This window comes from Paenibacillus polysaccharolyticus (genome assembly GCF_900102085.1).
Lineage (GTDB): Bacteria > Bacillota > Bacilli > Paenibacillales > Paenibacillaceae > Paenibacillus > Paenibacillus polysaccharolyticus.
The window spans coordinates 157,632-183,378 of record NZ_FMVM01000006.1 but is presented as its reverse complement, the minus strand read 5'-3'; the positions used below and the strand labels follow the sequence as shown (position 1 = coordinate 183,378).

The 25,747-nt window shown below is 46.5% G+C and carries 25 protein-coding genes and 2 riboswitches; of the genes, 23 read left to right on the top strand and 2 right to left on the bottom strand.

The window, feature by feature from the left end; all coding sequences use genetic code 11:
* Nucleotides 1-401: 401 nt before the first annotated feature.
* Nucleotides 402-1,700 (top strand): serine--tRNA ligase, encoded by a 1,299-nt coding sequence (serS, locus tag BLQ13_RS10185; protein ID WP_090918778.1) that lies wholly within the window; start codon nucleotides 402-404, stop codon nucleotides 1,698-1,700.
* Between the two features lie 71 nt (nucleotides 1,701-1,771).
* Here the strand turns inward: serS and BLQ13_RS10180 are convergent, their stop codons facing one another.
* Both BLQ13_RS10180 and BLQ13_RS10175 read right to left on the bottom strand, forming a co-directional pair.
* On the bottom strand, nucleotides 1,772-2,389 hold the full coding sequence (locus BLQ13_RS10180; RefSeq protein ID WP_090918776.1) for a hypothetical protein: 618 nt from the start codon (nucleotides 2,387-2,389) through the stop codon (nucleotides 1,772-1,774).
* Nucleotides 2,390-2,404: 15 nt separating this feature from the next.
* Nucleotides 2,405-2,608, bottom strand: coding sequence for a hypothetical protein (locus tag BLQ13_RS10175; RefSeq protein WP_090918774.1), 204 nt, complete (start codon nucleotides 2,606-2,608; stop codon nucleotides 2,405-2,407).
* A 192-nt stretch (nucleotides 2,609-2,800) separates the two neighbouring features.
* Between BLQ13_RS10175 and BLQ13_RS10170 the strand changes: the two genes are divergently transcribed.
* The 22 genes from BLQ13_RS10170 to sdaAA all read left to right on the top strand — a co-directional run bounded on the left by BLQ13_RS10170 (nucleotide 2,801) and on the right by sdaAA (nucleotide 25,597).
* Complete coding sequence (locus BLQ13_RS10170) at nucleotides 2,801-3,925, top strand: Ig-like domain-containing protein (protein ID WP_244159275.1); 1,125 nt, start codon at nucleotides 2,801-2,803, stop codon at nucleotides 3,923-3,925.
* A gap of 123 nt (nucleotides 3,926-4,048) precedes the next feature.
* Entirely contained in the window at nucleotides 4,049-4,600 is a 552-nt protein-coding gene (locus BLQ13_RS10165; protein WP_090918770.1) for a GrpB family protein, read from the top strand.
* Complete coding sequence (locus tag BLQ13_RS10160) at nucleotides 4,597-5,010, top strand: ribosomal maturation YjgA family protein (RefSeq protein ID WP_244159274.1); 414 nt, start codon at nucleotides 4,597-4,599, stop codon at nucleotides 5,008-5,010. The genes BLQ13_RS10165 and BLQ13_RS10160 overlap by 4 nt, the downstream gene beginning before the upstream one ends.
* A 29-nt stretch (nucleotides 5,011-5,039) precedes the next feature.
* Nucleotides 5,040-5,597 carry a GNAT family N-acetyltransferase gene (locus BLQ13_RS10155; protein ID WP_090918768.1) on the top strand — a complete coding sequence of 186 codons (558 nt, stop codon included), beginning with the start codon at nucleotides 5,040-5,042 and terminating at the stop codon, nucleotides 5,595-5,597.
* A 48-nt stretch (nucleotides 5,598-5,645) separates the two neighbouring features.
* Complete coding sequence (locus tag BLQ13_RS10150; protein WP_090918766.1) at nucleotides 5,646-5,975, top strand: DUF952 domain-containing protein; 330 nt, start codon at nucleotides 5,646-5,648, stop codon at nucleotides 5,973-5,975.
* A 24-nt stretch (nucleotides 5,976-5,999) separates the two neighbouring features.
* A complete protein-coding gene (locus BLQ13_RS10145) occupies nucleotides 6,000-6,566 on the top strand; it encodes a DUF1572 family protein (RefSeq protein WP_090918763.1) in 567 nt (188 codons plus the stop codon).
* Between the two features lie 28 nt (nucleotides 6,567-6,594).
* On the top strand, nucleotides 6,595-7,170 hold the full coding sequence (locus BLQ13_RS10140; protein WP_090918761.1) for a histidine phosphatase family protein: 576 nt from the start codon (nucleotides 6,595-6,597) through the stop codon (nucleotides 7,168-7,170).
* 9 nt (nucleotides 7,171-7,179) lie between these two features.
* Nucleotides 7,180-7,920: a 5-oxoprolinase subunit PxpB gene (gene pxpB, locus BLQ13_RS10135; RefSeq protein ID WP_090918760.1), complete on the top strand. Its 741-nt coding sequence runs from the start codon at nucleotides 7,180-7,182 to the stop codon at nucleotides 7,918-7,920.
* Nucleotides 7,917-8,942: a 5-oxoprolinase subunit C family protein gene (locus tag BLQ13_RS10130; RefSeq protein WP_090918758.1), complete on the top strand. Its 1,026-nt coding sequence runs from the start codon at nucleotides 7,917-7,919 to the stop codon at nucleotides 8,940-8,942. Before pxpB ends, BLQ13_RS10130 begins: the two co-directional genes overlap by 4 nt.
* Nucleotides 8,939-9,718 carry a LamB/YcsF family protein gene (locus tag BLQ13_RS10125; RefSeq protein WP_090918756.1) on the top strand — a complete coding sequence of 260 codons (780 nt, stop codon included), beginning with the start codon at nucleotides 8,939-8,941 and terminating at the stop codon, nucleotides 9,716-9,718. Before BLQ13_RS10130 ends, BLQ13_RS10125 begins: the two co-directional genes overlap by 4 nt.
* Nucleotides 9,719-9,745: 27 nt before the next feature.
* Nucleotides 9,746-10,204 carry an NUDIX domain-containing protein gene (locus BLQ13_RS10120; RefSeq protein ID WP_090918754.1) on the top strand — a complete coding sequence of 153 codons (459 nt, stop codon included), beginning with the start codon at nucleotides 9,746-9,748 and terminating at the stop codon, nucleotides 10,202-10,204.
* Between the two features lie 456 nt (nucleotides 10,205-10,660).
* On the top strand, nucleotides 10,661-11,077 hold the full coding sequence (locus tag BLQ13_RS10115) for a pyridoxamine 5'-phosphate oxidase family protein (protein WP_090918752.1): 417 nt from the start codon (nucleotides 10,661-10,663) through the stop codon (nucleotides 11,075-11,077).
* Between the two features lie 501 nt (nucleotides 11,078-11,578).
* Nucleotides 11,579-13,852, top strand: a complete 2,274-nt coding sequence (locus BLQ13_RS10110; protein ID WP_090918750.1) for a bifunctional 2',3'-cyclic-nucleotide 2'-phosphodiesterase/3'-nucleotidase — start codon at nucleotides 11,579-11,581, stop codon at nucleotides 13,850-13,852.
* 218 nt (nucleotides 13,853-14,070) lie between these two features.
* Complete coding sequence (locus BLQ13_RS10105; RefSeq protein ID WP_090918748.1) at nucleotides 14,071-15,135, top strand: EAL domain-containing protein; 1,065 nt, start codon at nucleotides 14,071-14,073, stop codon at nucleotides 15,133-15,135.
* Nucleotides 15,136-15,335: 200 nt separating this feature from the next.
* On the top strand, nucleotides 15,336-17,375 hold the full coding sequence (locus BLQ13_RS10100; RefSeq protein WP_090918746.1) for a methyl-accepting chemotaxis protein: 2,040 nt from the start codon (nucleotides 15,336-15,338) through the stop codon (nucleotides 17,373-17,375).
* Nucleotides 17,376-17,469: 94 nt separating this feature from the next.
* The gene (locus BLQ13_RS10095) at nucleotides 17,470-18,762 is read left to right on the top strand and encodes an arsenic transporter (protein WP_090918744.1); all 1,293 of its coding nucleotides are present in this window, start codon (nucleotides 17,470-17,472) and stop codon (nucleotides 18,760-18,762) included.
* A gap of 618 nt (nucleotides 18,763-19,380) precedes the next feature.
* Nucleotides 19,381-20,313 (top strand): phosphate ABC transporter substrate-binding protein, encoded by a 933-nt coding sequence (locus tag BLQ13_RS10090; protein ID WP_090918742.1) that lies wholly within the window; start codon nucleotides 19,381-19,383, stop codon nucleotides 20,311-20,313.
* Nucleotides 20,314-20,458: 145 nt separating this feature from the next.
* Complete coding sequence (gene pstC / locus BLQ13_RS10085; RefSeq protein WP_090919026.1) at nucleotides 20,459-21,367, top strand: phosphate ABC transporter permease subunit PstC; 909 nt, start codon at nucleotides 20,459-20,461, stop codon at nucleotides 21,365-21,367.
* Nucleotides 21,368-21,369: 2 nt separating this feature from the next.
* Nucleotides 21,370-22,257 carry a phosphate ABC transporter permease PstA gene (pstA, locus tag BLQ13_RS10080; protein ID WP_090919024.1) on the top strand — a complete coding sequence of 296 codons (888 nt, stop codon included), beginning with the start codon at nucleotides 21,370-21,372 and terminating at the stop codon, nucleotides 22,255-22,257.
* A 13-nt stretch (nucleotides 22,258-22,270) separates the two neighbouring features.
* Entirely contained in the window at nucleotides 22,271-23,026 is a 756-nt protein-coding gene (pstB, locus tag BLQ13_RS10075; protein ID WP_090918740.1) for a phosphate ABC transporter ATP-binding protein PstB, read from the top strand.
* Between the two features lie 526 nt (nucleotides 23,027-23,552).
* A riboswitch (glycine riboswitch) is annotated at nucleotides 23,553-23,726 on the top strand.
* A 4-nt stretch (nucleotides 23,727-23,730) separates the two neighbouring features.
* Nucleotides 23,731-23,868: riboswitch (glycine riboswitch) on the top strand.
* 114 nt (nucleotides 23,869-23,982) lie between these two features.
* Complete coding sequence (gene sdaAB, locus BLQ13_RS10070; protein ID WP_090918738.1) at nucleotides 23,983-24,672, top strand: L-serine ammonia-lyase, iron-sulfur-dependent subunit beta; 690 nt, start codon at nucleotides 23,983-23,985, stop codon at nucleotides 24,670-24,672.
* Nucleotides 24,662-25,597 carry an L-serine ammonia-lyase, iron-sulfur-dependent, subunit alpha gene (gene sdaAA, locus BLQ13_RS10065; RefSeq protein ID WP_090918736.1) on the top strand — a complete coding sequence of 312 codons (936 nt, stop codon included), beginning with the start codon at nucleotides 24,662-24,664 and terminating at the stop codon, nucleotides 25,595-25,597. The genes sdaAB and sdaAA overlap by 11 nt, the downstream gene beginning before the upstream one ends.
* Nucleotides 25,598-25,747 lie beyond the last annotated feature (150 nt).

Genomic DNA, 25,747 nt, shown 5'->3' with positions numbered 1-25,747 from the left:
CGAGTCCGAATAAACTAATCAACAGAAAGATGATGAAGAAAAACATAAATTCACCCCTTGGTGTTTTAGAAGTTATTTCAATTGTACTTGATCCAGCTTTGGAAAGATACGTAAACGGGCATATATGAGTTGCAATGTTGTTCTGTCTTCGTATATACTGAGAAACACAATTACAGATCGGATCATGCCGTTGAAGAGAATCCAACTCAGAGGCGTTTTCGCCAGGGAGCGAATTGAAACTATCCCAAGTTAACCGGAACCGCCCGTTATCGCGGACCAAGAGGCTGAATCAGGAGATTTGAACTGATTTGGCAAGTTGGGTGGCACCGCGAGCAGAGCGCTCCTCGTCCCAAGGGATGAGGGCGCTCTTTGTATTTTTTTAGCCAAAGGAGACGGTGACCATGTTAGACATGAAATGGGTTCGGGCACATGCAGAAGAGGTTCAGGCGGCAGCAGACGGGAAGAAGATCAAGGTTAATATCGCTGCGTTAATACAGCGGGATGACGAGCGCAAAGTGCTTTTGCAGCAAACAGAAGAAGCGCGTCGTCAGCGTAATACACTATCGGCTGAGATCGGGAAGCTTATGCAGTCGGGTGAGCGTGAGCAAGCGGAGAAGATGCGGGCACAGGTTAAACAATTGAATGAACAGCTGGAGCAAGAGGAAGCCAAGCTGGCGGTAATCCAGGAGGAAGTGACCAGACTGCAATGGCTGGTGCCTAATATCGTGTCGCCAGATACGCCTGTGGGCTTGTCGGATGAAGATAATGTAGAGCTACGGCGAGTGGGAGAGCTACCTGTGTTTGACTACGAGGCCAGAGATCATGTCGAGCTGGGAGAGATGCACGAACTGATCGACATTCCGCGGGGTGTGAAGATCGGTGGAACGCGAAGCTATGTATTGAAGGGGGCAGGTCTGTTGTTACACCGGGCGGTACAGCAACTTGCACTGGACCTGTTGCTGAAGAAGGGATTCACCCCGCTGGAGGTTCCGCTCATGGTCAGGGAGGATACACTGGTAAACACCGGATTTTTCCCGACAGGCCGGGATCAGGTATATGAATTGCAAGGAGAGAACAAATGGCTGGTCGGCACATCGGAAGTGCCGCTGGTTTCGTATTATGCGGATGAAGTGATTGATGTGAAAGAGCCCGTGAAGCTGGCCGCAGTGTCGACGTGTTTCCGCAGTGAAGTAGGCTCGGGAGGACGGGATGTGCGGGGCTTATACCGTGTACACCAATTTGCCAAAGTAGAACAGGTCATCCTGTGTGCGCCGGATGCGGCCGAATCAGAACGGATGCTACAGGAAATTACGGGACATGCAGAGGAATTGCTGCAACGGCTTGAATTGCCCTATCGTGTAGTGGCGGTATGTACGGGAGATATGTCGCAGAAAACGTACAAACAGTATGACATCGAAACATGGATGCCAAGCCGCGAAGCATATGGGGAAACTCATTCTTCGTCGAATTTGCATGATTTTCAGGCTCGGCGTTCGAACATTCGCTGCCGTGATGAGGAGGGCAAGTTGGTCTACTGCCATACGCTCAACAATACTGCCGTAGCTTCGCCGCGCATTTTGATCCCACTGCTGGAAAACCATCAGCAGGCAGATGGTAGCATTTATATTCCGGCAGCTTTGCGTCCATATATGGGCGGGGCCGAACGCTTGATTTTGCCAGAGCATGAGCAGGGTGGATAGAAGAAATACAGTAGTTTCAACTTAATGAGATGAAAGAAGCAAATAAAGAGGAGCCCTTATCGGGTTCCTCTTTATTCAAACATATGATCAATAACCCATTGATATTCTTTTTCAAACCGGGATGCCAATTTGATATTTTCTATGTTTACCGTGTTCCTTATATATGTCAGGTCAATGTTATCGAATTGGCTATACATGAGGTAACGAGCCCATTCCAGGCTACGGGCATCAGACCAGAACTCGGCTGCTCTTAATCGATCTAGGATAAGATCATCTATTCCAATCACATAACAATAACCTTCTGGTGTGTTTAATTTGATTATTTTTTCTTTCGAACCCTCAAGTGTATCCGAAGGGATTTCAATTGGTATATCCATCTCAGATACATAGTAATGCCTTCCTTCTCGGACGAAACCTAGTTCATCAAATAGAGCTCGTGCTAAATCATCTCGGATCATTACAAGATCAACATCAGCTGTCTTATAGCTTCCAGATGTATATAGTTCAACGGCATGTCCACCAACAATGATTGCTGGATCTGCATCTAGTTCATCAAGTATAGGAGTTATGATCCCCATGACATAGAATTCTTTAAGTTCTCTTCTGGATACATCGCCTGCAAGTTCAATAAGCTTTTCTTTAGCCCATTGAATTTTTTTCTGAATTTCTGGTGTTTTTATACGCTCCATAGTTCACCTGTATTCTTAACGCAGCTTCCATTCACGCTCGTTAATAATTTCGATCTTTCCGGATTTGAGTGCCTTTTCAAAACGATTGCGGGCCGTTCTCATTAGTAAGACCATCTCATCTTCTGAGCGTACCTTCGTAGATGTTGAAGTGGAAATGGTTCTCATGCGTTTGCGATTATTGGTGACAGCGACCACGTCCAGCAGATTCTTTTCGATCATACATGCTTCACCTCACTTGTTATTAGAACAGTATTTCATCGCTTATATATATTATACAATGAAAATCATAAAATGGTTCTACCTGTCCTTGCACTTTGTCATTTAACTTTAACCATCCAATGTCCGATATAAAGTATAGTAGATAGTAAAATATTAGGCGAAAAATAAATTAAACGGTTGGATGATGGGAGAATGAGACTGGACATGGACAAGAGTCGAATCAAATGGTCGTTACGAGGTATGCTTGCTCTAATTATCGCACTTACGGTTGTCGTGCCTACGTCAGTTTGGGCAGCGTCAGGTGATGTTATCTCCATTGAGATTTCAGGTAGCAGTCCGCAGAAGATGAATGTTGGGGAGACTACATCCTATCAGGTGCTGGCGACGGTGGAAGGCGCGGACCATAAACAGGATGTTACCGGGGGAGTAACCTGGTCCACTAGCAATACTGCTGTGGTGACAATCACAAAAGGTAAAGCCAAAGCGATCGCTGCAGGCGAGGCCACGATTGTTGCTCAAGTGAGCGGGGTTAAAGCACAGGTGGTTGTTCAGGTGCAGGATAAAATCAAAAGCATCAAGGCTTCACCTAATGCGTATACGTTTGTAAAAGGAAACGAAGGCACGCTTCCGAAAGTCAGCATTACGCGTGCTAATGGCAAGGAAGAGGAGGTCACATCCGATATTGTATGGACGGTGTCCAGTAACCTGGCTGTGATTGAGAACGGAAAGATCAAAGGCGTCACTCCTGGTAAAGTGATACTGCAAGGGAAGTACGGATCGACCCTCGTTAAGGTACCGATAACGGTGACAGACACCATTAGCAAGATAGAGGTTAAGCCTGCAACAATCCAGTTAACGATCAAAAAATCTACCCCGCTTAAAGTGATGGGGACGTACTCCAGTGGCAAAACAGTAAACCTATCCAAATCTGTTGTGTGGACGTCATCCAATCCCGGCGTGGCTGCGGTGAAAAATGGTACGGTCAAAGGGATGAACGAAGGACAAGCCACCTTGACTGGTACGTATCAGGGTCAGACCGTTACTGTACAAGTCAACGTAGTACCTACCCTCCAGAAGCTGATTATGGGTCAGAAGAGTTTGGTTTTGTCTCCGCAGTCCAGCTCGGCTCTAGGGGTAATGGCTCAGTATGATACAGGGAAAACGTTGATGGTGACAGGAAGTGCGGTGTGGAGCAGCTCCAAGCCGAATGTCGCCACGGTAGCGAATGGCAGAATTGTTGCGCTAGCTAAAGGTAAAACAAGCATCACCGCGAAGTGGGGCAATAAAAAAGTGACGATACCTGTGACGGTAAAATAATGTTCCCTTTTTCCATATAAGTGTTGATCAGATCGAATTGAATCCATGTATACTATGAGGGAGGCGTACTTATGCGTCTCCTTTTTTGAACATAGAATCGAGCTTCGAGGAGTGATTATGGAAATGACCGATCAGATGAACCCGGAGAATTGGCCTGCATGGGCCACGGAACCTGTAGAAGTTGTAGAAGCTAACCCCGCTTGGAGTGCGCAGGCTGAGCTTGAAATTAAGCAGTTAAGAGAACTTTTGAAGCACCTGGATATACATACATTTGAACATATTGGAAGTACGTCTATTCCTGGTTTATCTGCCAAGCCAATTATTGATCTGATGGGGGAGGTGCAGTCCTGGGATGACATGGAACGCATTGCCGAGCAGTTGAACCCTGTAGGCTGGAACTACGTTCCGCCCGAACTGGATGGCCGGGAATACAGACGATTCTGGGTCAAAGTTAAAGATGGGAAACGAGCTGTGCATCTGCATCTCATGCGTCCAGATGAGGAACGTTGGGAGCGACAGATCCGGTTTCGGAATGCAATGAGATCTCGGCCGGATTTGGTGAAGGCCTACGCCGAACTGAAAATCAAGCTTGCAGATGAGAATAAAGACGACAGAGAATCGTATACCGCTGCCAAAACCGAATTCATCTTAAAGGTTCTGGATGGACGGCTGTGAAGCATCAGAACGGGCTGTCCATTAAAAATAGATGGGTCTACTTCATCGCTGTGATCATCACGATGGCAGCGGGACTAGCTTCCAGAACATATGGAGCGGTTTTGCCGAACTGGGTTCATGAACATTTTGGAGATGCACTATGGGCAGGCATGATATATTTTGGCGTACGTATGGTATTCATTCACTTGAGCCGTGCGAGAGCAGTCTGGATCAGTGTTATATTCAGTTGGGGCGTTGAATTCTCTCAAATGATTCAGGTACCTTGGCTGAACGATCTGCGTTCGACGTTGTTGGGAGCTCTGATATTGGGTCGTGGATTTCTAGTCATTGATTTAATCCGATACCTAATCGGCATTTTATGTGTTTATTTTATAGACCGTTTTATCTTGACTAGATTTATACGTTTATAGAGTCAATTCATAAATAGGAGGTACGCTGAATGAATATCGATAAACTTTTTGCAGCATCCCCTGAGTTTGAAACCGAACGGTTGTACCTCAGACGTCTTACGATGGATGACCTCGATGAATATTATACATTTGCATCTGACCCGAAAGTTAGTGAGCAAAGCTTGTGGCAGTGCCATCAAAGCAAGGATGACTCCATCGGTTATCTGGAGCGAGTGCTGCGAAACTATGAGCAAAAAACGGTATATCTCTGGGCTTTTGTGCTGAAAGAAACGGGAACGCTGATTGGAAGAGGTGGCATTTTCCATCTGGATGAATTCATGCAGAGCGGGGAACTGGGGTACGCCATTGGTAGCGCCTATTGGGGCAAGGGGTTTGCCGCGGAAGCTATGCAACCTATCGTTGATTATTGCTTTGATCAACTGGACTGTAACCGGCTGGAAGGAAAATGTAATGCGGGCAACATCGGCTCTGCGCGTGTGATGGAAAAGCTGGGCATGGTGCAAGAAGGGGTGTTACGCAAGCAGTTGAAAATTAAAGGTGTGTTTACCGATCAGAAAATGTACGCCCGCATCCGGGATGATCTATAATATTAGATTAACATGAGCTGTCTTACAGCGACCAAGGAGGAAAAAACTATGATCTATAGCATTATTTCCCGTTCCGTATGGGAGGAAGTGTCCAAAGGAGACACATATGCACCAGAGAGCTTAGAAACGGACGGCTTTATTCATTGTTCCACTGCGGAACAGATTCCGTGGGTAGCTGGACAGTATTATGCAGGACGTACCGATCTGCTGCTGCTCGGGATTGAAGAGAGAACGTTGAAGGCAGAGCTGGTCTATGAGGATCTATATGAATTAAACGAGTTATTTCCACACATCTATGGAGAGTTGAATCTGGATGCGGTAAGTAAGGTCCTGAACTTTGAACCGAATGCAGACGGCACGTTTTCTTTCCCGGCATAACTTTCTGAAATGGGGGTAAGACGGATGGATATGAATCAGGCTTTTTTGGAAACAGCGGAGAAACAGTTCCTCTACTACAAGCAGCTTGGTGAACGCGCAATGGAGCAATTGGAGACGGAGCAGTTGTTCCAGACATGGAACGAAGACACCAACAGCATTGCAGTCATCGTAAAGCATTTGTGGGGCAATATGCGATCCCGCTGGACGGATGTGCTAACAACGGATGGTGAGAAACCATGGCGTGAGCGTGATGCCGAATTCGTGGGTGATTTTCATACGAGGGAAGAGTTGCTTGCCAAGTGGGAAGAGGGCTGGGACTGTCTGCTGGGAGCACTGCGTTCGTTTACTCCGGATCACATGTCTCAGATCATATATATTCGGAATGAGGGCCATACCATTATGGAGGCGATTATGCGGCAGTTGGCGCATTATCCGTACCATGTGGGGCAGATTGTGCACACGGCCAAAATGTTAAAAGAAACGTCGTGGGATAGTCTTTCTATCCCCAGAAACGGGTCAAATACTTATAACGAAGGCAAGTTTTTGAAACCAAAGACCAGAAAACATTTTACAGAGGGCGAGCTTGAATGAGTTTTAGAGAAAAGAGGGATTACAAACGATGACACAAATTGCGTTGATACGTCACGGCAGTACGGCATGGAATAAAGAAAAACGTTCGCAGGGACAGACAGACAACCCGCTTGATCAGGAGGGCAGAGAACAGGCAGCTTTGTTAGCGGCGAGGCTGGCGGAGGAATCCTGGGATGCCATCTACGCCAGTGACTTGGAGCGGGCAAGTGAAACGGCTCGTGTTATCGCAGATCGGCTTGGTATTCAGGAGATTCATCTCGACCCGAGATTACGTGAAATGGGCGGAGGTCAGGTGGAGGGCACAACAGAAGAGGAACGTGTCGCGAAATGGGGAGCAGATTGGAGTTTGCTCGATCTAGGAAAAGAGCACCCGGACACAGGTGCTTCCCGAGGGAAAGCGGCGTTAGAAGATATCCTTCGGCAGCATCCGAATGGACGAGTCATCGTGGTGAGTCACGGGGCTGTGCTTCGTAATACATTGCGGGCTCTGGTACCGGAACTGGATATCAGCGTAAAGCTGGGGAACACATCGATTACACGAATGGTGCATCAGGATCAGGCATGGCAGTGTGAATTGTACAATTGCAGTGCGCATCTGGAGTGAGGTAAAGCCATGGACACAATCTCCTATAACTGGACAGAGGACAGGTTATCTCCACTCGGAGAGCGTGGAATTGTAATTCGCTGCGGCGAGTCGCTGTCTGAGGTGGTACATCAGAGAGTGATGTCAGTATGTGCTCTTTTGGAAAAGGGATCTGTGACAGCTGCGGTGGAGTGGGTGCCTTCTTATTTGTCTGTCACATTGTTTTACGATCCTTGGATATCGTCTTATGAGGACACATGTAAGCTTCTGCTACAACATTTGCGTCAACTCAATGACGAATCTAAAGATTTGAAGTCGATTGGGATGGGGAATCCTCCTAGGATCGTGACTATTCCGGTATGTTACGGCGGAGAGTTCGGGCCGGATCTGGAACATGTGGCTAACGAACATGGGCTGACAATAGAGGAAGTCATAGCGATCCATTCATCGGTTGATTACCTCGTACATATGATTGGATTTGCCCCCGGCTTCCCATATTTAGGAGGACTGCCTGAACAAATAGCCACGCCAAGGAGGGCAACGCCGAGGCTTCAAGTAGAGGTGGGGACGGTCGGCATAGGTGGTTCTCAGACAGGGATCTATCCGATAACGACACCAGGTGGGTGGCAGTGTATTGGACGGACACCTATCCGTCTTTTCCGTCCTGAAACGAATCCTCCAAGTCTTCTTGAAGCAGGGGACTTTGTTCGTTTCCAACCTATCACAATGCAGGAATACTTGGAACTGGAGCGGAGGGAGGGGAAGGGATGAGTATACAGATCATTCGTCCTGGCTTGTTAACAACCGTTCAAGATGAAGGCAGATTCGGATATCGCCGTTATGGCGTGCCGGTGGGCGGTTCTATGGACATGTTCGCGGCCCGAGCAGCCAATATACTTGTCGGTAACTCTCGGCACGATGCAGTACTTGAAATCACGATGTCCGGGCCGGAACTGCAAGTACAAACCAATCAACTTGTTTCGCTATGTGGTGCAGATCTCAGTGCCACGGTAGATAGGCAGCCTGTACCTTTGTGGCGTCCCGTGCTGTTGCGGGCTGGCAGTGTATTGAAGTTTGGCGCATGCCGGCATGGCCTGCGTGCATATTTGGCGTTTGCTGGCGGGATCGATGTACCAGAAGTGATGGGTAGCCATAGTACGGATGTTAAGACCGGGTTTGGTGGTTTTCATGGAAGGGCTCTGCGTGCGGCAGATGTACTGGATACGGGGAGCATCCAAGAACAGGTTCGACAATGGATGCGTTTTATGGAAGAACAATTAGGCGATAACAAATGCATGGTCGCTCCGGCATGGCTATTATCAGAGCGGGAGAGACCCAACTATTACGGTAAAGCTGTCGTTCGAGTGATGCAAGGTCAAGACTGTGCGGAATTTAGCGCAGAGAGCCTGGATCGATTTTATACCGAAGATTACCTCATCTCTCCCCAATCTGATCGTATGGGATACCGGATGCAGGGGTTACGGCTGGAGCTGGATCGGCCATTGCATCGTTTATCTGAGGCGGTCACCTTTGGCACGGTGCAGGTACCTGCGGATGGGCAGCCTATCGTATTGATGGCGGATCACCAGACCATTGGAGGATATCCTGTGATTGCACAGGTAGCTGCGGTTGATTTGCCCATTCTGGCTCAGGCCAGGCCCGGAAGTCGCGTTTCTTTTGCAGAGATTACGCATGAAGAAGCACGTGATCTCTATATAGAACGTGAGCGGAACTTAAGATTGCTGGATCAGTTGATTCGCAGGAAAATGGCCGAAATGGAGGTGATATCATGAGCGTTTCATATACACTGGATATCAATTGTGATCTTGGTGAAAGTTATGGTGCTTATCAGACGATGATGAATTCCGATGAAGCCATGATGCCATTGATCACATCGGCTAATATTGCCTGTGGATTCCATGCGGGTGATCCCTCCGTCATGCGGCTGACGGTAGAACGGGCAATCGTGCATCAGGTAGCCATCGGCGCACATCCCGGGTTGCCTGATTTGCAAGGATTCGGAAGACGAAATATGGAGATTACACCACGGGAAGCCTACGACATGGTGGTGTATCAGATTGGGGCACTCGATGCTTTTGTCCGTGCCAGCGGAGGGCGTCTGCATCATGTAAAACCACATGGAGCACTTTATAATATGGCGGCAACCAATTCGAAGCTCGCTGAGGCTATTGCCGAAGCGGTATATAGGGTGCAACCTGAGCTTTATTTATATGGTTTGGCAGGCAGTGAGCTGATCAGGGCAGCTCAGCGAATCGGTGTTCGCGGCGTGAATGAAGTATTTGCAGATCGGACGTATACCTCTGATGGCAGATTAACGCCTCGCAGTCACGAAGGTGCTCTCATAGAACGATCTGAAGAAGCACTGGCTCAGGTGATTCGCATGGTTAAAGACGGAGTGGTCGTATCTACGGATGGAACCTTAGTTCCCATTACAGCAGATACAGTTTGCATCCATGGTGACGGCACACATGCCCTTACGTTTGCTCAAGAGATTCGTCGCATGCTGGAAGCGGAGGGTGTTGCACTGACCGCTTATGAAGCGAGATAAAGATGGAAAATAGAGGAGTTGTATACCATGAAACCGATACGGAATTCGGCCAAAGCGGTCATTGTTCAGGACGGAAGTTTGTTACTGATTCGTCTACAAGATCAGTATGGTGATGCCTATGTTTTTCCAGGCGGTGGACAGGAGAAGGGCGAAGAACTGAAAGATGCGGTAGCACGGGAGTGTCTGGAGGAGATTGGACAGGCGGTGCAGGTAGGCAAGCTATTACATATCCGGGAATACATCGGTGCCAATCATGAGTTTGCTGAGTGGGATGCAGATATCCATCAGGTGGAGTTTTATTTCGAGTGCAGTCTGGTTGATCCAAAAGCTTCAGTCTTTGAAGGCTCTAACCCGGATGATCATCAGGTTGCTGTAGAGTGGGTTGCACTTGAGGAACTGCACAACATCCGTCTGTATCCCAAAACCATCGGTGAATTGCTGTTGAAAAAGGGAGAGCAACGCATTTACCTTGGAGACCTTAATTAAGTTAACATTCTCAAAATTGTCATGCATATGTTCTGGTTCAGGGATTCATCATAGGTGAGGGGGGTACACTATAAGTACAGGCGTATGTTAAAGGAATCGTGCTTAAATATACATCTGTACATTGTGTCATTAGGAATCTGTGTCGACTGTTAGAGACATAGATTGTATACAATTAATCTTAAAAGAATAGTTCAAAGCTTTTGGGCTTTGAAACTGCTTCTACCAATGAAAGAACTGCAGAAGTAGTGAAAGGGACGAAGTCGATTCTGAAGAAGCGAAGCGCTCGCCTTTATCACCGGATTATTTACCATTAAACCATATTCAATAATAAATCCGGGGATAACAGCGATCGAAAGAACGATTCGTCACTGTAACGGTTACACTGCATAACTATGTTGGTAGCTAGATCAAAGCCAAGCTTTCAAACACTCCCCCATCCCGAAAGGAGCAACTCCCATGAACCAGAACGAATTGGAACAAAACATTGTGAAGGCTTTGGAAAATAACCCGTATTGCAGTTTCTCCACCGTAGAGAATGGCAAGCCGAAATCCCGTTATATGGCTATTTTCAATGATGGGCTGAATATTCATCTGGCAACCAACCGTCAGACGCACAAAGTAGAGGAACTGGAGAACAATCCGAATGTTAGTCTTCTGCTTGGTTACGAAGCCGGAGGCACCAAGGAAGTGGTGGAGATCGAGGGCACTTGTGAGGTCACTAAAAATGAATCCTTGCGTGAGCAAGTGTGGAATGATGAGTTGAAGGCATGGTTCGATGGACCTAATGATCCCAACTATGTAATCTTGGATATTACCCCAGCTCGCATAGAATATACAGGCAAAGACCATGAGCATCATGTGTGGGAGCAATAAATTCAGGCGTAGCTTCAAGGTAAAGCCAATTACCAAATGATTTTGGCGAATACTCGTTGTCAGACGACGAAAATATAGAGAATGTTCAACCGTGAATGCCTTTTCTAAGGCTTCGCGGTTTTTAATTTTATCCCAAAACAGCAAGATATGCAGTTGATGTGACATCGATGTAATATACGTGATTTTGAGTAATTATACCCTAACCCTTTCCTTATTCACTGCAAAATATGTCGAAATCACGCATGAAAACGTAAAATGGACTAGTTATGTGCGGATAACGTAAAAATTAATGCTTTTCATTGTTTTAACATTACGTTATGATTTGATATGTAAATACACGCACAGATATGAATAGATGTTCATGTGAGATAACCTTACCTGAAGACGCCGATGAGTGCTCATTGGATCATCAGTACGCACAACCCATGAAATCTATTATTTTCTGTGCCTGTGTTTGCGGTATTGCATGATTTAATGTACATAAACCGGGAGGGGTTATTTTTGAAGAAAAGTAAGAAGTTGTTATCAAGCCTGACTGCCGCTTTCGTTGCATTTAACGTGCTTGCGGTATTTCCAGTACCTGTATCGGCTGCCGATGCGGCCAAAGTCAAATTGCGGATCATGGAAACAACGGACATTCATGACAACCTGATCAACTATGACTATTATTCAGACAAAGCGACGGATCAATATGGACTGGCCAAAACGGCTACGCTGATCAAGAAAGCCCGTGAGGAAGCGAAGAACAGCTTGTTGTTCGACAACGGTGACTTGATCCAGGGTAACCCGATGGGAGACTATGTTGCGAAGATTGATCCTCTGAAAAAGGGTGAAACTCACCCTGTATATAAGGCGATGAATCTGCTCGATTATGATGCAGGCAACATCGGTAACCATGAATTCAACTATGGTCTCGATTTCCTTGACATGACGCTGGAGGGGGCAAACTTCCCTTACATCAATGCCAATGTTTATGTAGACGATGGTGACAAAGATGAGACAAATGACAAAAACTACTTCACTCCTTATAAAATTTTGGACAAAAAAGTAACGGATGAAAATGGTAAGGAGCATACCATTAAAGTAGGTGTGATCGGCTTTGTGCCGCCGCAAATCATGCAATGGGACAGTGCTAACCTTGAAGGTAAGGTTATTGCCAAGGATATCATCGCTACTGCGAAAAAATTTGTTCCAAAAATGAAAGCCGAAGGTGCGGACATTATCGTAGCGATCCCTCACTCGGGATTCGAGGATATTCCGCAAACCGACCTGATGGAGAACTCCGTGCTGTACCTGAGCCAAGTGGAAGGCATTAATGCCATTCTGTTTGGACATGCCCACAAAGTATTCCCTAGTGCAGACTTTAAAGGTAAAAAAGGAGTCGATCTGGAGAAGGGTACAATCAATGGTGTTCCTGCTGTTGAGCCTGGCTTCTGGGGTGATCACCTCGGAATCATTGATCTGGACCTGGAGCAAGTGGACGGTAAATGGAAAGTGGTTGATTCCAAAACAGAAGCACGTCCAATCTACGATACAGCGAACAAAAAACCGCTGGTAGATGCGGATCAGGCAATCGTTGATGCTGTCCATGACGAGCACGAAGGCACACTGGAATATGTACGTGGTCCCGTTGGCGAAACGACAGCACCGATCAACAGCTTCTTCGCTCTGGTGCAGGATGACCCATCCATTCAGATCGTAACGAATGCACAGAAATGGTACGTGGAAAAGAAACTGCAAGGCACTGACTATGAGAATGTCCCAGTCCTGTCTGCGGGTGCACCTTTCAAAGCAGGTGGACGTTCTGGTGCTTCGTATTACACGAACATTCCTAAAGGTACAATTGCCATCAAAAACGTGGCAGACCTTTATGTATATCCAAACACGGTACACGCTGTCATGGTGAATGGTGCCGAATTGAAAGAGTGGTTAGAATGGTCAGCAGGCCAATTTAACCAGATTGATCCGGCTAAAGGCGGTCAGCAACAATTAATTAATATGGATTTCCCAACGTATAACTTTGATGTTATCGATGGTGTAACCTACCAGATTGATGTTACACAACCAGCTAAGTACGATAGTAAAGCGACAGTGGTTAATGCATCGGCCAGCCGGATCAAAAACTTGAGCTTCGAAGGCAAGCCGGTAGATCCAGCACAAAAATTCATCGTAGCAACGAATAACTATCGTGCGTCTTCATCCAAATTGGCTAACCCGGACGGTAAACGTATCGTTCTGGCTGCACCGGATGAGAACCGTCAAGTGATTATCGACTATATCCGTGAAAACAAAACAATTAACCCGACAGCAGATGGCAACTGGTCACTGGCACCAATTAAACCTTCTGCTGGTGTAACTGCGGCAGCGCTGAATGACCTTGAGGTGGTATTTGCTTCTTCCCCGGATGCTAAAGATCTTGTGGAAGCGAATCCGGCTATGTCCTTTATTGGTACCAATAAAGATGGGTTCGCAGAGTACGGATTGAAACTGACAGGTGAGGCAGCAACAACACCAAAACCTGAACCAAGCCCGGCTCCGACACCGAAACCCGAACCAACACCAGCGCCGGCACCAAAACCTGTACCAGCACCAAAACCACAGCCGGAGAAACCAGCTACGAACCATAAAGTCGTATATGTGGTGCAAAAAGGGGACAACCTGTACCGCATCGGTTTAAAACATGGTGTAGACTGGCGTGTTCTTGCCAAAACAAACAAAATCACCAATGTGTATAACCTGAAAGTTGGACAAAAAATTGTCATTCCTGCTTCATAGAGTCTAATAAAGGGTATAGACGAGAGACTGGCAGTCATCAGACTGCTGGTCTTTTTTGTGGTAAGAAGGAATACAAATGTTTCTGTATACGTCATACAGGAAGTCATTAAAACATTAGAGATTAATTGTTGGACCCATGATATACTATTTACAAACTTTGGGTATAAAACTTGGTAACATTAATGATGTAGCTTGATAAACTGGCAAGGGGGTTCTACATGAATTGCAGTGGCTGCAGTCCAATCTATCCGATAGAGGGCCAAGGTACGTTGTACCTGCGTCCCGTCTCCCCTGCTTTGCTGGAAGCGCTGCAAACCAAGGGAAGGCATGTTGATTATTCAGAAGAGATGCTTTGGTTCCATTTTTCAGACGTACAGGAGTTACAGGATCGGATGGAAGAGATTATAGATATGGAGAAGACGTTGTCGATTTCGCTAGCCGTTCATTTAAAGTCTGTAACGGAACCATTCACCGATGGTTTTGAGGGTGATTGGATTAGTCTATCCATGCAACATGCCAGAATCAAATATGCGGATATCGTCTCAACTATTTTAGAACGCCAGTTTACCAGTTATATGCAACCGATTGTAGATGCCTCACAGTGCATTATCGGATATGAGTTTTTGCTTCGTCCGGCTGAACATGGGAGAGCATTTAGTTCCTATGAATTGTTTGAAGTAGCTCGCGAAACGGGACTGCATTCGTTTCTGGATCGTACTGCCCGTATTAAGGCCATTGAGACAAGCGCCAAATATCTGCCTCGCGGTGTGAAACGTTTTGTTAATTTCCTGCCTTCCTCTATTTATAACCCCGAATATTGCCTGACACATACATTTGAGGCGATAGAACGTCTCTCGCTCGATCCGAAAGATTTCGTTTTTGAAGTCGTGGAAACGGAACAGATCCAGCAACTGTCTACATTGCAACATATTTTTGAAGTTTATCGCTCTCGCGGTATGTCCGTAGCATTGGATGATGTAGGCGCTGGATTTTCGACGATCGAACTAATGAACCGCTTAGAGCCGGATTTTGTGAAAATTGATCGCAGCCTGATTGACTATTGTGATCAGGATGAAGTGAAGCAACAGAAGATCAGAAACATTGTTCAGTTATCCAATCGATTTGGAGGCAAAGTGCTTGCCGAGGGGATCGAAAGAATGGAGGAGTTTGATTTCTGCCGATCGGTTGGAATTGAACTTGCACAAGGATATTATTTTGGTAAACCCGCAGCACAACCTCCCGATGGTCCATATTCAGATCCATCGTACAGAGAAGCGAGATAACTGCCGTTCACATTTGGACTAAACACTAATTTTCAACATTAACACTACAGCACAAGTCACTTTCCCCTTGAAGTGACTTGTTTGTTTTGAACTTTGTTTTTATTCAAAAAAACTCCGTCATTAGCCGATATATAGTATAGACCAATAGAAGTTCATACATAGCTGGGAGAATGGCTTCATAATATGAGGGGGAGAACCGATTGAAAGAGACTAAGAACAAAAAGAAAAGTAAAAAGAAAGCTTTTGTCTGGAATATCCGCAATAAAATGCTCGTTTCGTTTTTGGTTGTTCTTTTGGTACCAAGTTTGGCAATTGGCTTGGTGTCTTTGTATATCGCGGAAGATACAGTACAAGCACAATTGAACGACAGTGCCCTTCAGAGCGTAAGTACGGCTAATAAGATTGTCGAAAGTCAGGTTAATAACAAAATTTTTGACATTAATTTCTTCTCGGATTCACTCGACCCGTCCTTGATCAAAGGAGAAGATGATAGCACGGAGCTTCAAACCAAGCTTGCTCAGTATCTGGGACTGCATCCGGATGCTTTAAATATTTTTGTAGGGTCGACAGAAGGAGTCATGGTTCGCGGCAAGCCAACAGAGAGTAGCCAGCGGGGAGAAGCTTATGATCCGAGAGAGCGTGAGTGGTATAAGCTCGCGATGGATAAGCCGGGTACGGTTGCTGTTTCGCCTGTCACCAAAAATACAGATGGCGTAGCGGTTGTTTTTATCTCCAAAACGCTTAAGGATCAATCCGCTGTAATTGGCTTGTCACTTGATTTGACCGATCTACGGGATCAGGCTGCGATTAAGGTTGGTCAAGAAGGGTACGTTATTATTCTGGATAAAGATAAACATGTTGTTGTTTCTCCTGTGCAAGAAGTAGGTACACAGGAAAAGAGCGGCGTGTTGGATCAAATGTATGATGGCAAGGAAGGTCAGTTTGACTATGATTACGAAGGCCGCTCCAAAACCATGATTTTCTCTACCAATGAAGCAACTGGCTGGAAAATTGCAGGTACGATGTTCAAAAGCGAAGTCACCGATGCAAGCAAAGAAATAAGGCTCGCTACACTCATCGTGCTTTTGGCTTCTGTGTTCCTGGCCCTTATCTTTATTATCTGGTTCACTCGTTCGTTAGTGAGTCCGATTAAACGGTTGCAGGAAAATGCAAGAGCTGTAAGTAAAGGCGACCTCACCGTGAAGATGGATAGTAAACGTAAAGATGAAGTGGGTGAACTCGCGAAGTACTTTGAACGCATGGTGGATAACTTACGCATGATGATTCTGGGTGTGCAGGAAACGGCAGAACAAGTATCCGCTTCTTCACAAGAGTTGTCTGCGAGTGCAGACCAAACAACCAAAGCCATCGAACATTCAACGATGGCGATCCAAGAACTGGCCGAGGGTGCAGAGCAACAAGTGAATAGTGTGAAGGATGGTTCTGGACAGATGAGTCGCATGGCAGAAGATGTTCGTCAGATGTCACAGCGTGTACAATCCATAACTACAGCGATGCGAAATACATCCGGGGCAGCATCTTCAGGGAATGAAGCAGCGGGAGAGGCTGTTGAACAGATGAATATCATCCAGGAAACGGTAGAACAGTTAGGAGATGTTGTGCAGTCCCTTAACGCCCGTTCAGTTGAGATCGGTAGTATGGTTGATGTCATTGCATCTATCTCGAAACAGACTAACCTCCTTGCACTGAATGCATCTATTGAAGCAGCACGAGCAGGAGATGCAGGACGTGGATTTGCAGTTGTAGCTGGAGAGGTACGCAAGCTGGCTGAAGAATCGGGTAGTTCCGCGGCTCAGATTGGTGAACTTGTGCATAATATTCGTCAGGACATGGACTCTGCCCTAACAGCGATGAATGCTGCCCAAAGCCGTGTCGGTGAGGGGATACAGGCTGTAAATACTTCTGGAAAATCCTTCTCTCAAATTCGTGAAGCAGTGGAAGATGCTGTTCATACGCTGGACGAACTATCCGAAACGACGAAACAATTGGAGAATGGTGCCTCTCATGTGGCTCAGACGATGACGGATATCTCGAACGTCACTCAGGAATCTGCGGCGAGTACCGAATCTGTATCGGCTTCATCGCAAGAACAACTGGCTTCTGTTGAGGAAATTGCTTCGTCTTCTGCACATTTGAATAGTATGGCTGAACAGTTACAAGGATTGCTGGGTATGTTCAAAATGATGGATGATCCCGCAAAAGATAATAGCAAAAAATAATAGCAAAAAATAAATATAGACATTCCTCTTGCGTCCCTGTATAAATATATCGTCTGGTTCTTACGGGCAATTGTACAGGACAGCAGGAGGAACTATGGTATATGTAGCAATATTAATATTTGTTTTGACCATTACGATGGTGATCTGGCAGCCTCGTGGCATCGGCATTGGCTGGAGCGCTTCGGGAGGGGCAATCCTTGCCCTGGCAGCAGGAGTAGTTAGTTTCAATGATGCTTCGGATGTGGCCTCGATTGTGTGGAATGCTACGCTGGCCTTTGTTGGCATTATTATGATTTCATTGATTTTGGACGAGACTGGATTCTTCGAGTGGGCTGCCCTTCATATGGCCCGACTGGCCGGAGGTAACGGACGTAAATTATTCCTTTATTCTATTTTACTAGGGGCCGCGGTGTCTGCCTTGTTTGCCAATGATGGCGCTGCATTGATTCTGACACCGATTGTTCTGGCAATGGTTCGTGCTTTAAAGTTTGATGAGCGCATGGTGCTGGCATTTGTCATGGCAAGTGGTTTCATCGCGGATACGACCTCATTGCCACTCGTGGTCAGCAATTTGGTAAATATTGTTTCTGCCGATTTCTTTGGCATTACATTTGTAGAGTATGCGGTACGTATGTTTGTGCCTAATCTGTTCTCTATTGCAGCGAGTACGGCGATGTTGTTTTTGTTTTATCGTAAAAGCATCCCGCAGACGTATGATGTCACGGCCGCTCGTGACCCCAAGGAAGCCATCCGTGATCCACGTGTGTTCAAGATTGCATGGTTTATGCTGGGGCTGTTATTGGTAGCTTACGCTTCCAGTGAATTTCTGCCGATTCCCGTCTCCGTTATTGTAGGTGCGGTAGCCCTGCTTTTCGGTATACTTGCACGCAAGAGCGAAGCGGTAGATTTGAAAAGGGTGATTAAGGAAGCACCTTGGTCTATTGTTGTCTTCTCGGTAGGGATGTACATTGTTGTTTATGGTCTACGTAATGCTGGATTAACGGATCATCTGAGTAGCTGGCTTGATGCTATAGCGGATTATGGTCTGTTGGCAGCATCGCTAGGTATGGGCCTGACCGCTGCGGTATTATCATCCGTGATGAACAATTTACCAACGGTATTAATTAATCTGCTCGCCATTCAAGGTGCACACACTGAGGGTATTGTTAAGGAAGCTATGATCTATGCCAATGTCATTGGCTCGGATCTAGGTCCAAAGATGACGCCGATTGGGTCACTTGCAACTTTGTTATGGCTGCATGTATTGTCCCGTAAGGGTGTTAAGATTACATGGGGATATTATTTCAAAGCAGGCATTATTCTAACCATTCCAACGTTGTTGATTACATTGGCCGGTTTAGCATTATGGCTGTGGATCTTGGGATAAAAATAAGCAGTGAGTTTAAAATAGTTATGATTTAAAAAGGCTATTCTTAACGGATGTGTTAACCACATCTGTTGAGAAGGCCTTTTTTCGTTTGCAATCATAAATACCGTGTCCGTTCCTCTCTTACATAAACTCGCCTTTGTCTCCGAATGTTTACATATGAAAAATGAAATCCATAACGATTTGGAGACAACAGCGATCGGAAGAATGATTTTCGTAACCGGAACGCCCAGCACGGAGTGGTTCTTTTACTGCCCTCAGCCTTAGCTAGGAATATAAATGTTTTAGAAACAGATGAGCGCTGACGTAGCGGAGGGAACGGAACGATTGTGGAAAAGCGGAGCGTTCGCCTTTATCCCCGGATATACTCCTCTAGAATATTAATCAATATATCCGGAGATAACAGCGATTGAAACAACGTCCGTTCCCGAAGCGGCCACCAGCGCGCAAAATATATTTCGTATGTTTCGTATTTTATCCCTAGCCTATATTTTTAACATTGCGTTTACAAAACATTGATTTTCAGATGACATAACGAAACTACAATGATTAAAGAGTTGATGGTGATCACACAAATTCACAAAACGCCATCACTACATTGGGGGAGGAAAACAAAAAATGTTTAAAAAGTTGCCGTTTATTTTGATGACCTTAACGTTCGTACTGGTGCTTGCAGCATGCGGAGCGAAAAACGACGCAGGTACTACAAATGGTACCGCAAGTAATGGATCAGGAGATAATACTGCTGCTGAACTCAGCGGTAACATTCTCGCTGTTGGATCAACAGCACTGCAGCCTCTGGTAGAGCAAGCTGGACAAAAATTTATGGCAGTTGATCAATATAAGAACGTGACGGTACAAGTGCAAGGCGGCGGTAGTGGTACAGGTCTGACTCAAGTATCTGACGGACAAGCTACGATCGGTAACTCTGACGTATTTGCTGAAGAGAAGCTGAAAGACGAAGCAAAAGCTAAAGAACTGGTTGACCACCAAGTAGCAGTTGTGGCAATTGCACCAGTAAGCAACAAAGATGCAGGTGTAACGGATCTGACAAAAGAACAACTGGTAGATATTTTCTCCGGTAAAATCACGAACTGGAAAGATGTTGGTGGTAAAGATCAAGCGATCGTTATCGTTAACCGTCCAAGTAGCTCCGGTACACGTGCAACTTTCGAAAACTTCGCGCTGGGAACGAAAGTAGAAGATATTCAAGGTTCAATCCAAGAAGATTCTTCCGGTACAGTTAAGAAACTGGTATCTGAGACTCCAGGAGCAATTGGTTACCTGGCTCTGTCTTACCTGGATGACAAATTGCAAGTTCTGAAATACGGCGGTGTTGAAGCTACAGTTGAGAACGTAGAAGCAGGAACGTATCCAGTATGGGCTTACCAGCACATGTATACAAAAGGTGAGCCGGATGCAGCAACAAAAGCATTCCTCGACTACATGCTCAGCGATGAAATTCAACAAAATGACGTTAAGGAACTGGGCTACATTCCGGTATCCGGCATGAAAGTAAAACGCGATGCAGCAGGTAATGTGACTCAGTAACATTCTTTGAACTTGCGCATACAGCGAAAGAGGCGGACCCAGGTCCTGCCTCTTTGCGCGGTTTGCTCAGGAATTATCCCATATTTTGCACTAATTCTACTATAGAAGGATGGTTGTTATGGAACAGACCGAAGGGGGAACGGTAATGAACAATAAACTGAAACCACGCCGGCCCTTGAGAGAGAAACATTACTGGGAAGAGTGGACGGGACGGATCTACACGTCGATATGTGTCGTTTTCCTGATCGTTGTCATGTTTTCCATCGTATATTTTGTCGCATCCAAAGGGTTATCAACCTTTTTCCAGGATGGCGTCAGCCTGCGTGAGTTCATTTTCGGAAAAACGTGGAATCCTACAGGTGAGCCTGGCGTTTATGGTGCATTACCGTTTATCACGGGTTCCTTTACAACCACCTTGCTTGCAGCATTGATCGCGAGTCCGCTTAGCCTATGTGCAGCACTCTTTATGACCGAGATTGTACCGGGTAAAGGTAAAAAGATTTTGCAGCCCGCGATTGAATTGCTTTCCGGTATTCCATCCGTTGTATACGGATTTATCGGTCTAAGCGTAATTGTTCCGATGTTACGCAGTATCTTCGGAGGACCCGGCATTGGGATTGCAGCCGGATGTCTGGTGTTGTCCGTCATGATCCTGCCTACAGTTACGAGTATCATGGCAGATGCGTTGTCTGCTTTGCCGAAGGGTTTGCGTGAATCTTCTTATGCGCTTGGCGCAACACGCTGGCAAACGATTTATCGGGTAATCATTCCGACGGTACTACCTGCATTGCTGACAGGTATTGTCCTCGGTATGGCTCGCGCATTTGGTGAAGCATTGGCTGTACAGATGGTCATCGGTAATGCGCCGCATGTACCGACATCCCTGCTCGAATCCGCTTCAACATTAACAAGTGTAATCACCCTGAGTATGGGTAACACCACGATGGGTTCTGTTCATAACAATGCATTGTGGAGCATGGCGCTTGTCCTGCTGGTAATGACCTTTGTCTTCGTCATTCTGGTTCGCCTGCTTGAAAGGAGGAACCGGGTATGAGAATGAAGCCAAAAACAGCGGATAAAATTGCAACAGTAGTCATCGTGATTCTGGCTTTATTCATTGTTGTACTTTTGCTCGGTTTACTCGGATTTATTCTGTTCCGGGGGATCGGTCAGATCAACTGGCACTTCCTGACGAGTGCACCGCAATTGCTCAAAGGTGGCGGCGGTATTGGACCGCAACTCTTTAACTCTATCTTTTTGCTTGTACTAACGCTGATTATTACCATCCCGCTCGGCTGGGGCGGAGGTATTTATATGGCGGAATATGCCAAACCGGGTCGGATTACAAGTTTCATTCGACTGGTTGTCGAAGTATTGTCATCTTTCCCATCGATCGTGATCGGTTTGTTCGGACTTTTGCTGATCGTAAATACGTTTGGCCTGGGCTTCTCACTCTTATCGGGTGCGATGGCACTGGCGATTTTCAACTTGCCACTTATGGTACGGACGACAGAGCAAGCTTTCAGGGCCGTTCCCAAAGAGCAGAAGGAAGCAGGACTTGCCCTTGGTTTGTCCAAATGGAAGATCATTACGTCCATCCTGTTGCCTGTGGCACTGCCAAGCTTGATTACGGGTACGATTCTGGCATCCGGTCGGATCTTCGGTGAAGCTGCAGCCCTGATGTTCACTGCAGGTATGAGTAGTCCACCGCTGGACTTTACGGACTGGAATCCAACAAGTCCAAGATCACCGATCAATCCGCTTCGTCCTGCGGAGACACTAGCTGTACACATCTGGAAAGTCAACAGTGAAGGCATCGGACCAGATTCCAAAGAAGTTGCAGCAGGGGCTTCTGCCGTACTGGTCATTCTGGTACTGGCATTCAATCTGAGCGCGCGCTGGATCGGCCGGGTTGTGTACCGCCGTATGACAGCTTCGAAATAAGGAGGAAATCCACATGGCCATACCTTTTGGTACGGAACAGTTAAGCATATATTATGGGCATTTTCAGGCCGTGAAGCAGATCAGCCTGACTTTCCCCGAAGCGAGTGTAACGGCCCTGATTGGGCCGTCCGGTTGCGGGAAATCCACATTCCTTCGTTCGTTAAATCGAATGAATGATGAGATTGCCGGGTCACGCACGGAAGGGCATATCTGGATGGACGGCAATGACCTTAACGAACCGGGGACGGATGTAATCAAACTTCGTCAGAAAATCGGCATGGTGTGGCAGAAGCCAAACCCTTTTCACAAGTCTATCTACAACAATATCGCATTTGGCCCTCGCTACCGCGGTACGAAGAGTAAGAAGGCGCTGGACGAAATTGTGGAAAAAAGCTTGCGCCGTGCTGCCCTCTGGGATGAAGTGAAAGACAGACTACATGAGTCAGCCTTGGCACTTTCAGGTGGACAGCAACAGCGTCTCTGTATCGCGCGCGCGCTGTCTGTAGACCCGCAGATCCTATTGCTTGACGAGCCTGCATCTGCGCTTGACCCTGTATCTACGGGTAAAGTGGAGGAATTGATCTCGGAGCTGAAGCAGGAGCTACGCATCGTTATCGTTACCCATAACATGCAGCAGGCGGCTCGTATCTCGGATTATACCGCTTATTTTTATCTGGGCAGTATGGTTGAGCACGGTGAGACGGAGCACATTTTTACTAACCCGGACAACCGCTTGACGCAGGAATATATTATGGGGCGTTTTGGTTAATAAGAGTCAAGGGTGTAGCATAGATTTATATATTTAGAGAAACACGAAGCATAACAGCATGATCTTTGAACGAGGGTGTTCACAGGTCATGCTTTTTATGTGTTTTTATATTAGAACATTTTTTATGAGTTGTTTACGAGTACACAAATCGCTACAATTGCAGGATCGAACTGGAATGTTGCCTATAAATATATGTCACAAGTACATTGGCAGGTTCATATGTGTCTATGATTCGTACCTGTCATGGAGTGAGGGCGGTCTTCGTTATTCGGTGCTATATAAGTTGAACTTTTCTTTTACACATTAACGGAGAGGACAGTGTGAAATTTTTAGTTCAACTTATATAGAAAAGATCGAACAAGCCTTGAACCATATGAACGAAATGAGCATATTCTATAAAGAAATGATGTGCTTTGAGAATACGTCACTTTTATTGACATATAGAGTATGGCATATTACGCTGTATATGATTGAATGCATGGCAGAATGGTGAACTTTCATTAAGGAAATAACAGAATATAGCGAATGATAACGAGCGGGAGAGACCTGGGCAGGATAATCGAGCACAGTACAAGTAGGCATGATTGATGCAATTTAGATTCAGAACTGTACTGTACAGATGGCTTAGGCACCGAAGGAGCAAGCAGTTATGCACCCGGCATAACCGTTAATCTCTCAGGTAAAAGTACCGTCGTTGGACGCAACTCTGGAGAGTGCGCGGAAGAAGCGCCACCCAAGGGGTATATGATTGTCAGATCGTTGAACGGATGAGTACTTGAGTGTACTTGACCTTGTTCTTCCTGACGTTATAATCATGAAACTCTCAGGTATCAAGGACAGAGAGAGGGCTAACGGCCTTCTTCTGTCCTTTTTTAATGTCATCATTCAGTAAATCAGGAACATTGTGGTGATTCTTGTCCAGATGTCGATGACAAAACCAATTGGAGGGTTACAAGGTGCGATTTAAAGATGTTTTTTCAATCATTGGCCCGTCGATGACGGGGCCATCCAGTTCACATACAGCCGGTGCGGCAAGATTGGGACGAATTGCGCGTCAGTGGCTGGGATGCACACCGGAACGTGCAAGGCTTACATTATATGGATCATTTGCGGATACCTATCAGGGACATGGGACAGATCTGGCACTCATTGGTGGTTTGCTGGGTTACGTTACAGATGATCCACGTATACCGGATGCAGAGCAATATGCAGATGAAGCAGGCATGGAGGTTGAATTTTACACCAGCGGTCTGCCAGCTCCCCATCCTAACACGGTCAAGATTGAATTGTGGCACGGCGAACGGGCATGCTCTTTAATAGGCGCTTCCATCGGTGGCGGCAGTGTATCTGTGCATGCATTAAATGATTTTCGCGTACAGATCAGTGGAGAGTTTCCGACACTTGTTTTGCGTCATGCCGATAAAGCGGGAGTTCTGGCATCCGTGACCTCAACCATTAGCTCATCCGGAGTGAATATCGGTTATATGCAAGTGGATCGAAAGGCTCGTGATGGTGAGGCACTTACAGCAATGGAGATGGATGCACCGCCAAGTGAAGACACGTTGAACAAGCTGCGTTCATTGGATCATATGCTGGACATTCGTGTGATTGATCTGAAGAGAGGGGTTGATCCGGATGCGGTTTAAACATCTGCATGAATTGAACACCATCTGCACTGCGGAGTCCAAAACGATTGCACAGTTGATGATTGAAGAGCAGGTGCAGGAGACCAACACACCCGAAACAGAAGTCGTAAAGCAAATGTCGGAGTACTACCAGGTGATGAAAGAAGCGGTACGTAAAGGACTTACAGAAGATACCACCTCACGTAGCGGACTGACGGGTGGGGACGGGAAAAAGATGGCCGAATATATTCGCCAAGGCGAAACATGCTCAGGTGATGCTTCTGCCCTTGCCATGGCCTATGCACTTTGCGTATCGGAAGTGAATGCCTCCATGGGACGGATCGTGGCTACGCCAACAGCGGGCTCTTGTGGCATCATTCCGGGTGTGTTTATCAGCTCGCAGGAACGTTTTGGCTGGACGGATGAACATCTGGTAAATGGATTGTTCTGCGCCGGTGCTATTGGTTACGTGATCGCCAACAATTCATTTATCTCAGGGGCCGAGGGCGGCTGTCAGGCGGAAGTAGGATCAGCGATTGGCATGGCTGCCGGTGCGATGGTGGAGCTTCGCGGAGGGACGCCGGAGCAGGTAGTGCATGCTGTAGGATTGGCTTTGAAAAATACACTCGGCCTCATCTGCGATCCGGTTGCTGGCCTTGTAGAGATTCCATGCATCGTGCGCAACGGACTCGGTGCCGTTACTGCACTGGCTGCCGCAGATATGGCACTCGCTGGTGTACGCAGTGCCATTCCGTCTGACGAAGTCATTGACGTGATGTTGGAGGTAGGCAGTGCAATGCCAAGCCGTCACCGCGAGACAGCGCAAGGCGGGCTCGCTCAGACACCTACAGGCCGCAAGATGATGGAGAAGCTGGCGAAGCCAAAGGCCAAGCGTTTGCCGGATGAGTCATCCGAAACATCAACAACAGGCTCAGAGGCAGAATAGCAAGTAGTAATTAGAGCATGTTAGTCGTTATTACTTCATAACAAACAAGCGTCCGCGAACCTGGTTTTCTCAGGTTATGCGAGACGCTTGTTTGTCCAGTTTGCCTAAACCGCCAAGATAGCAGTCAACCAATCGGAATTGGAGAAGGCA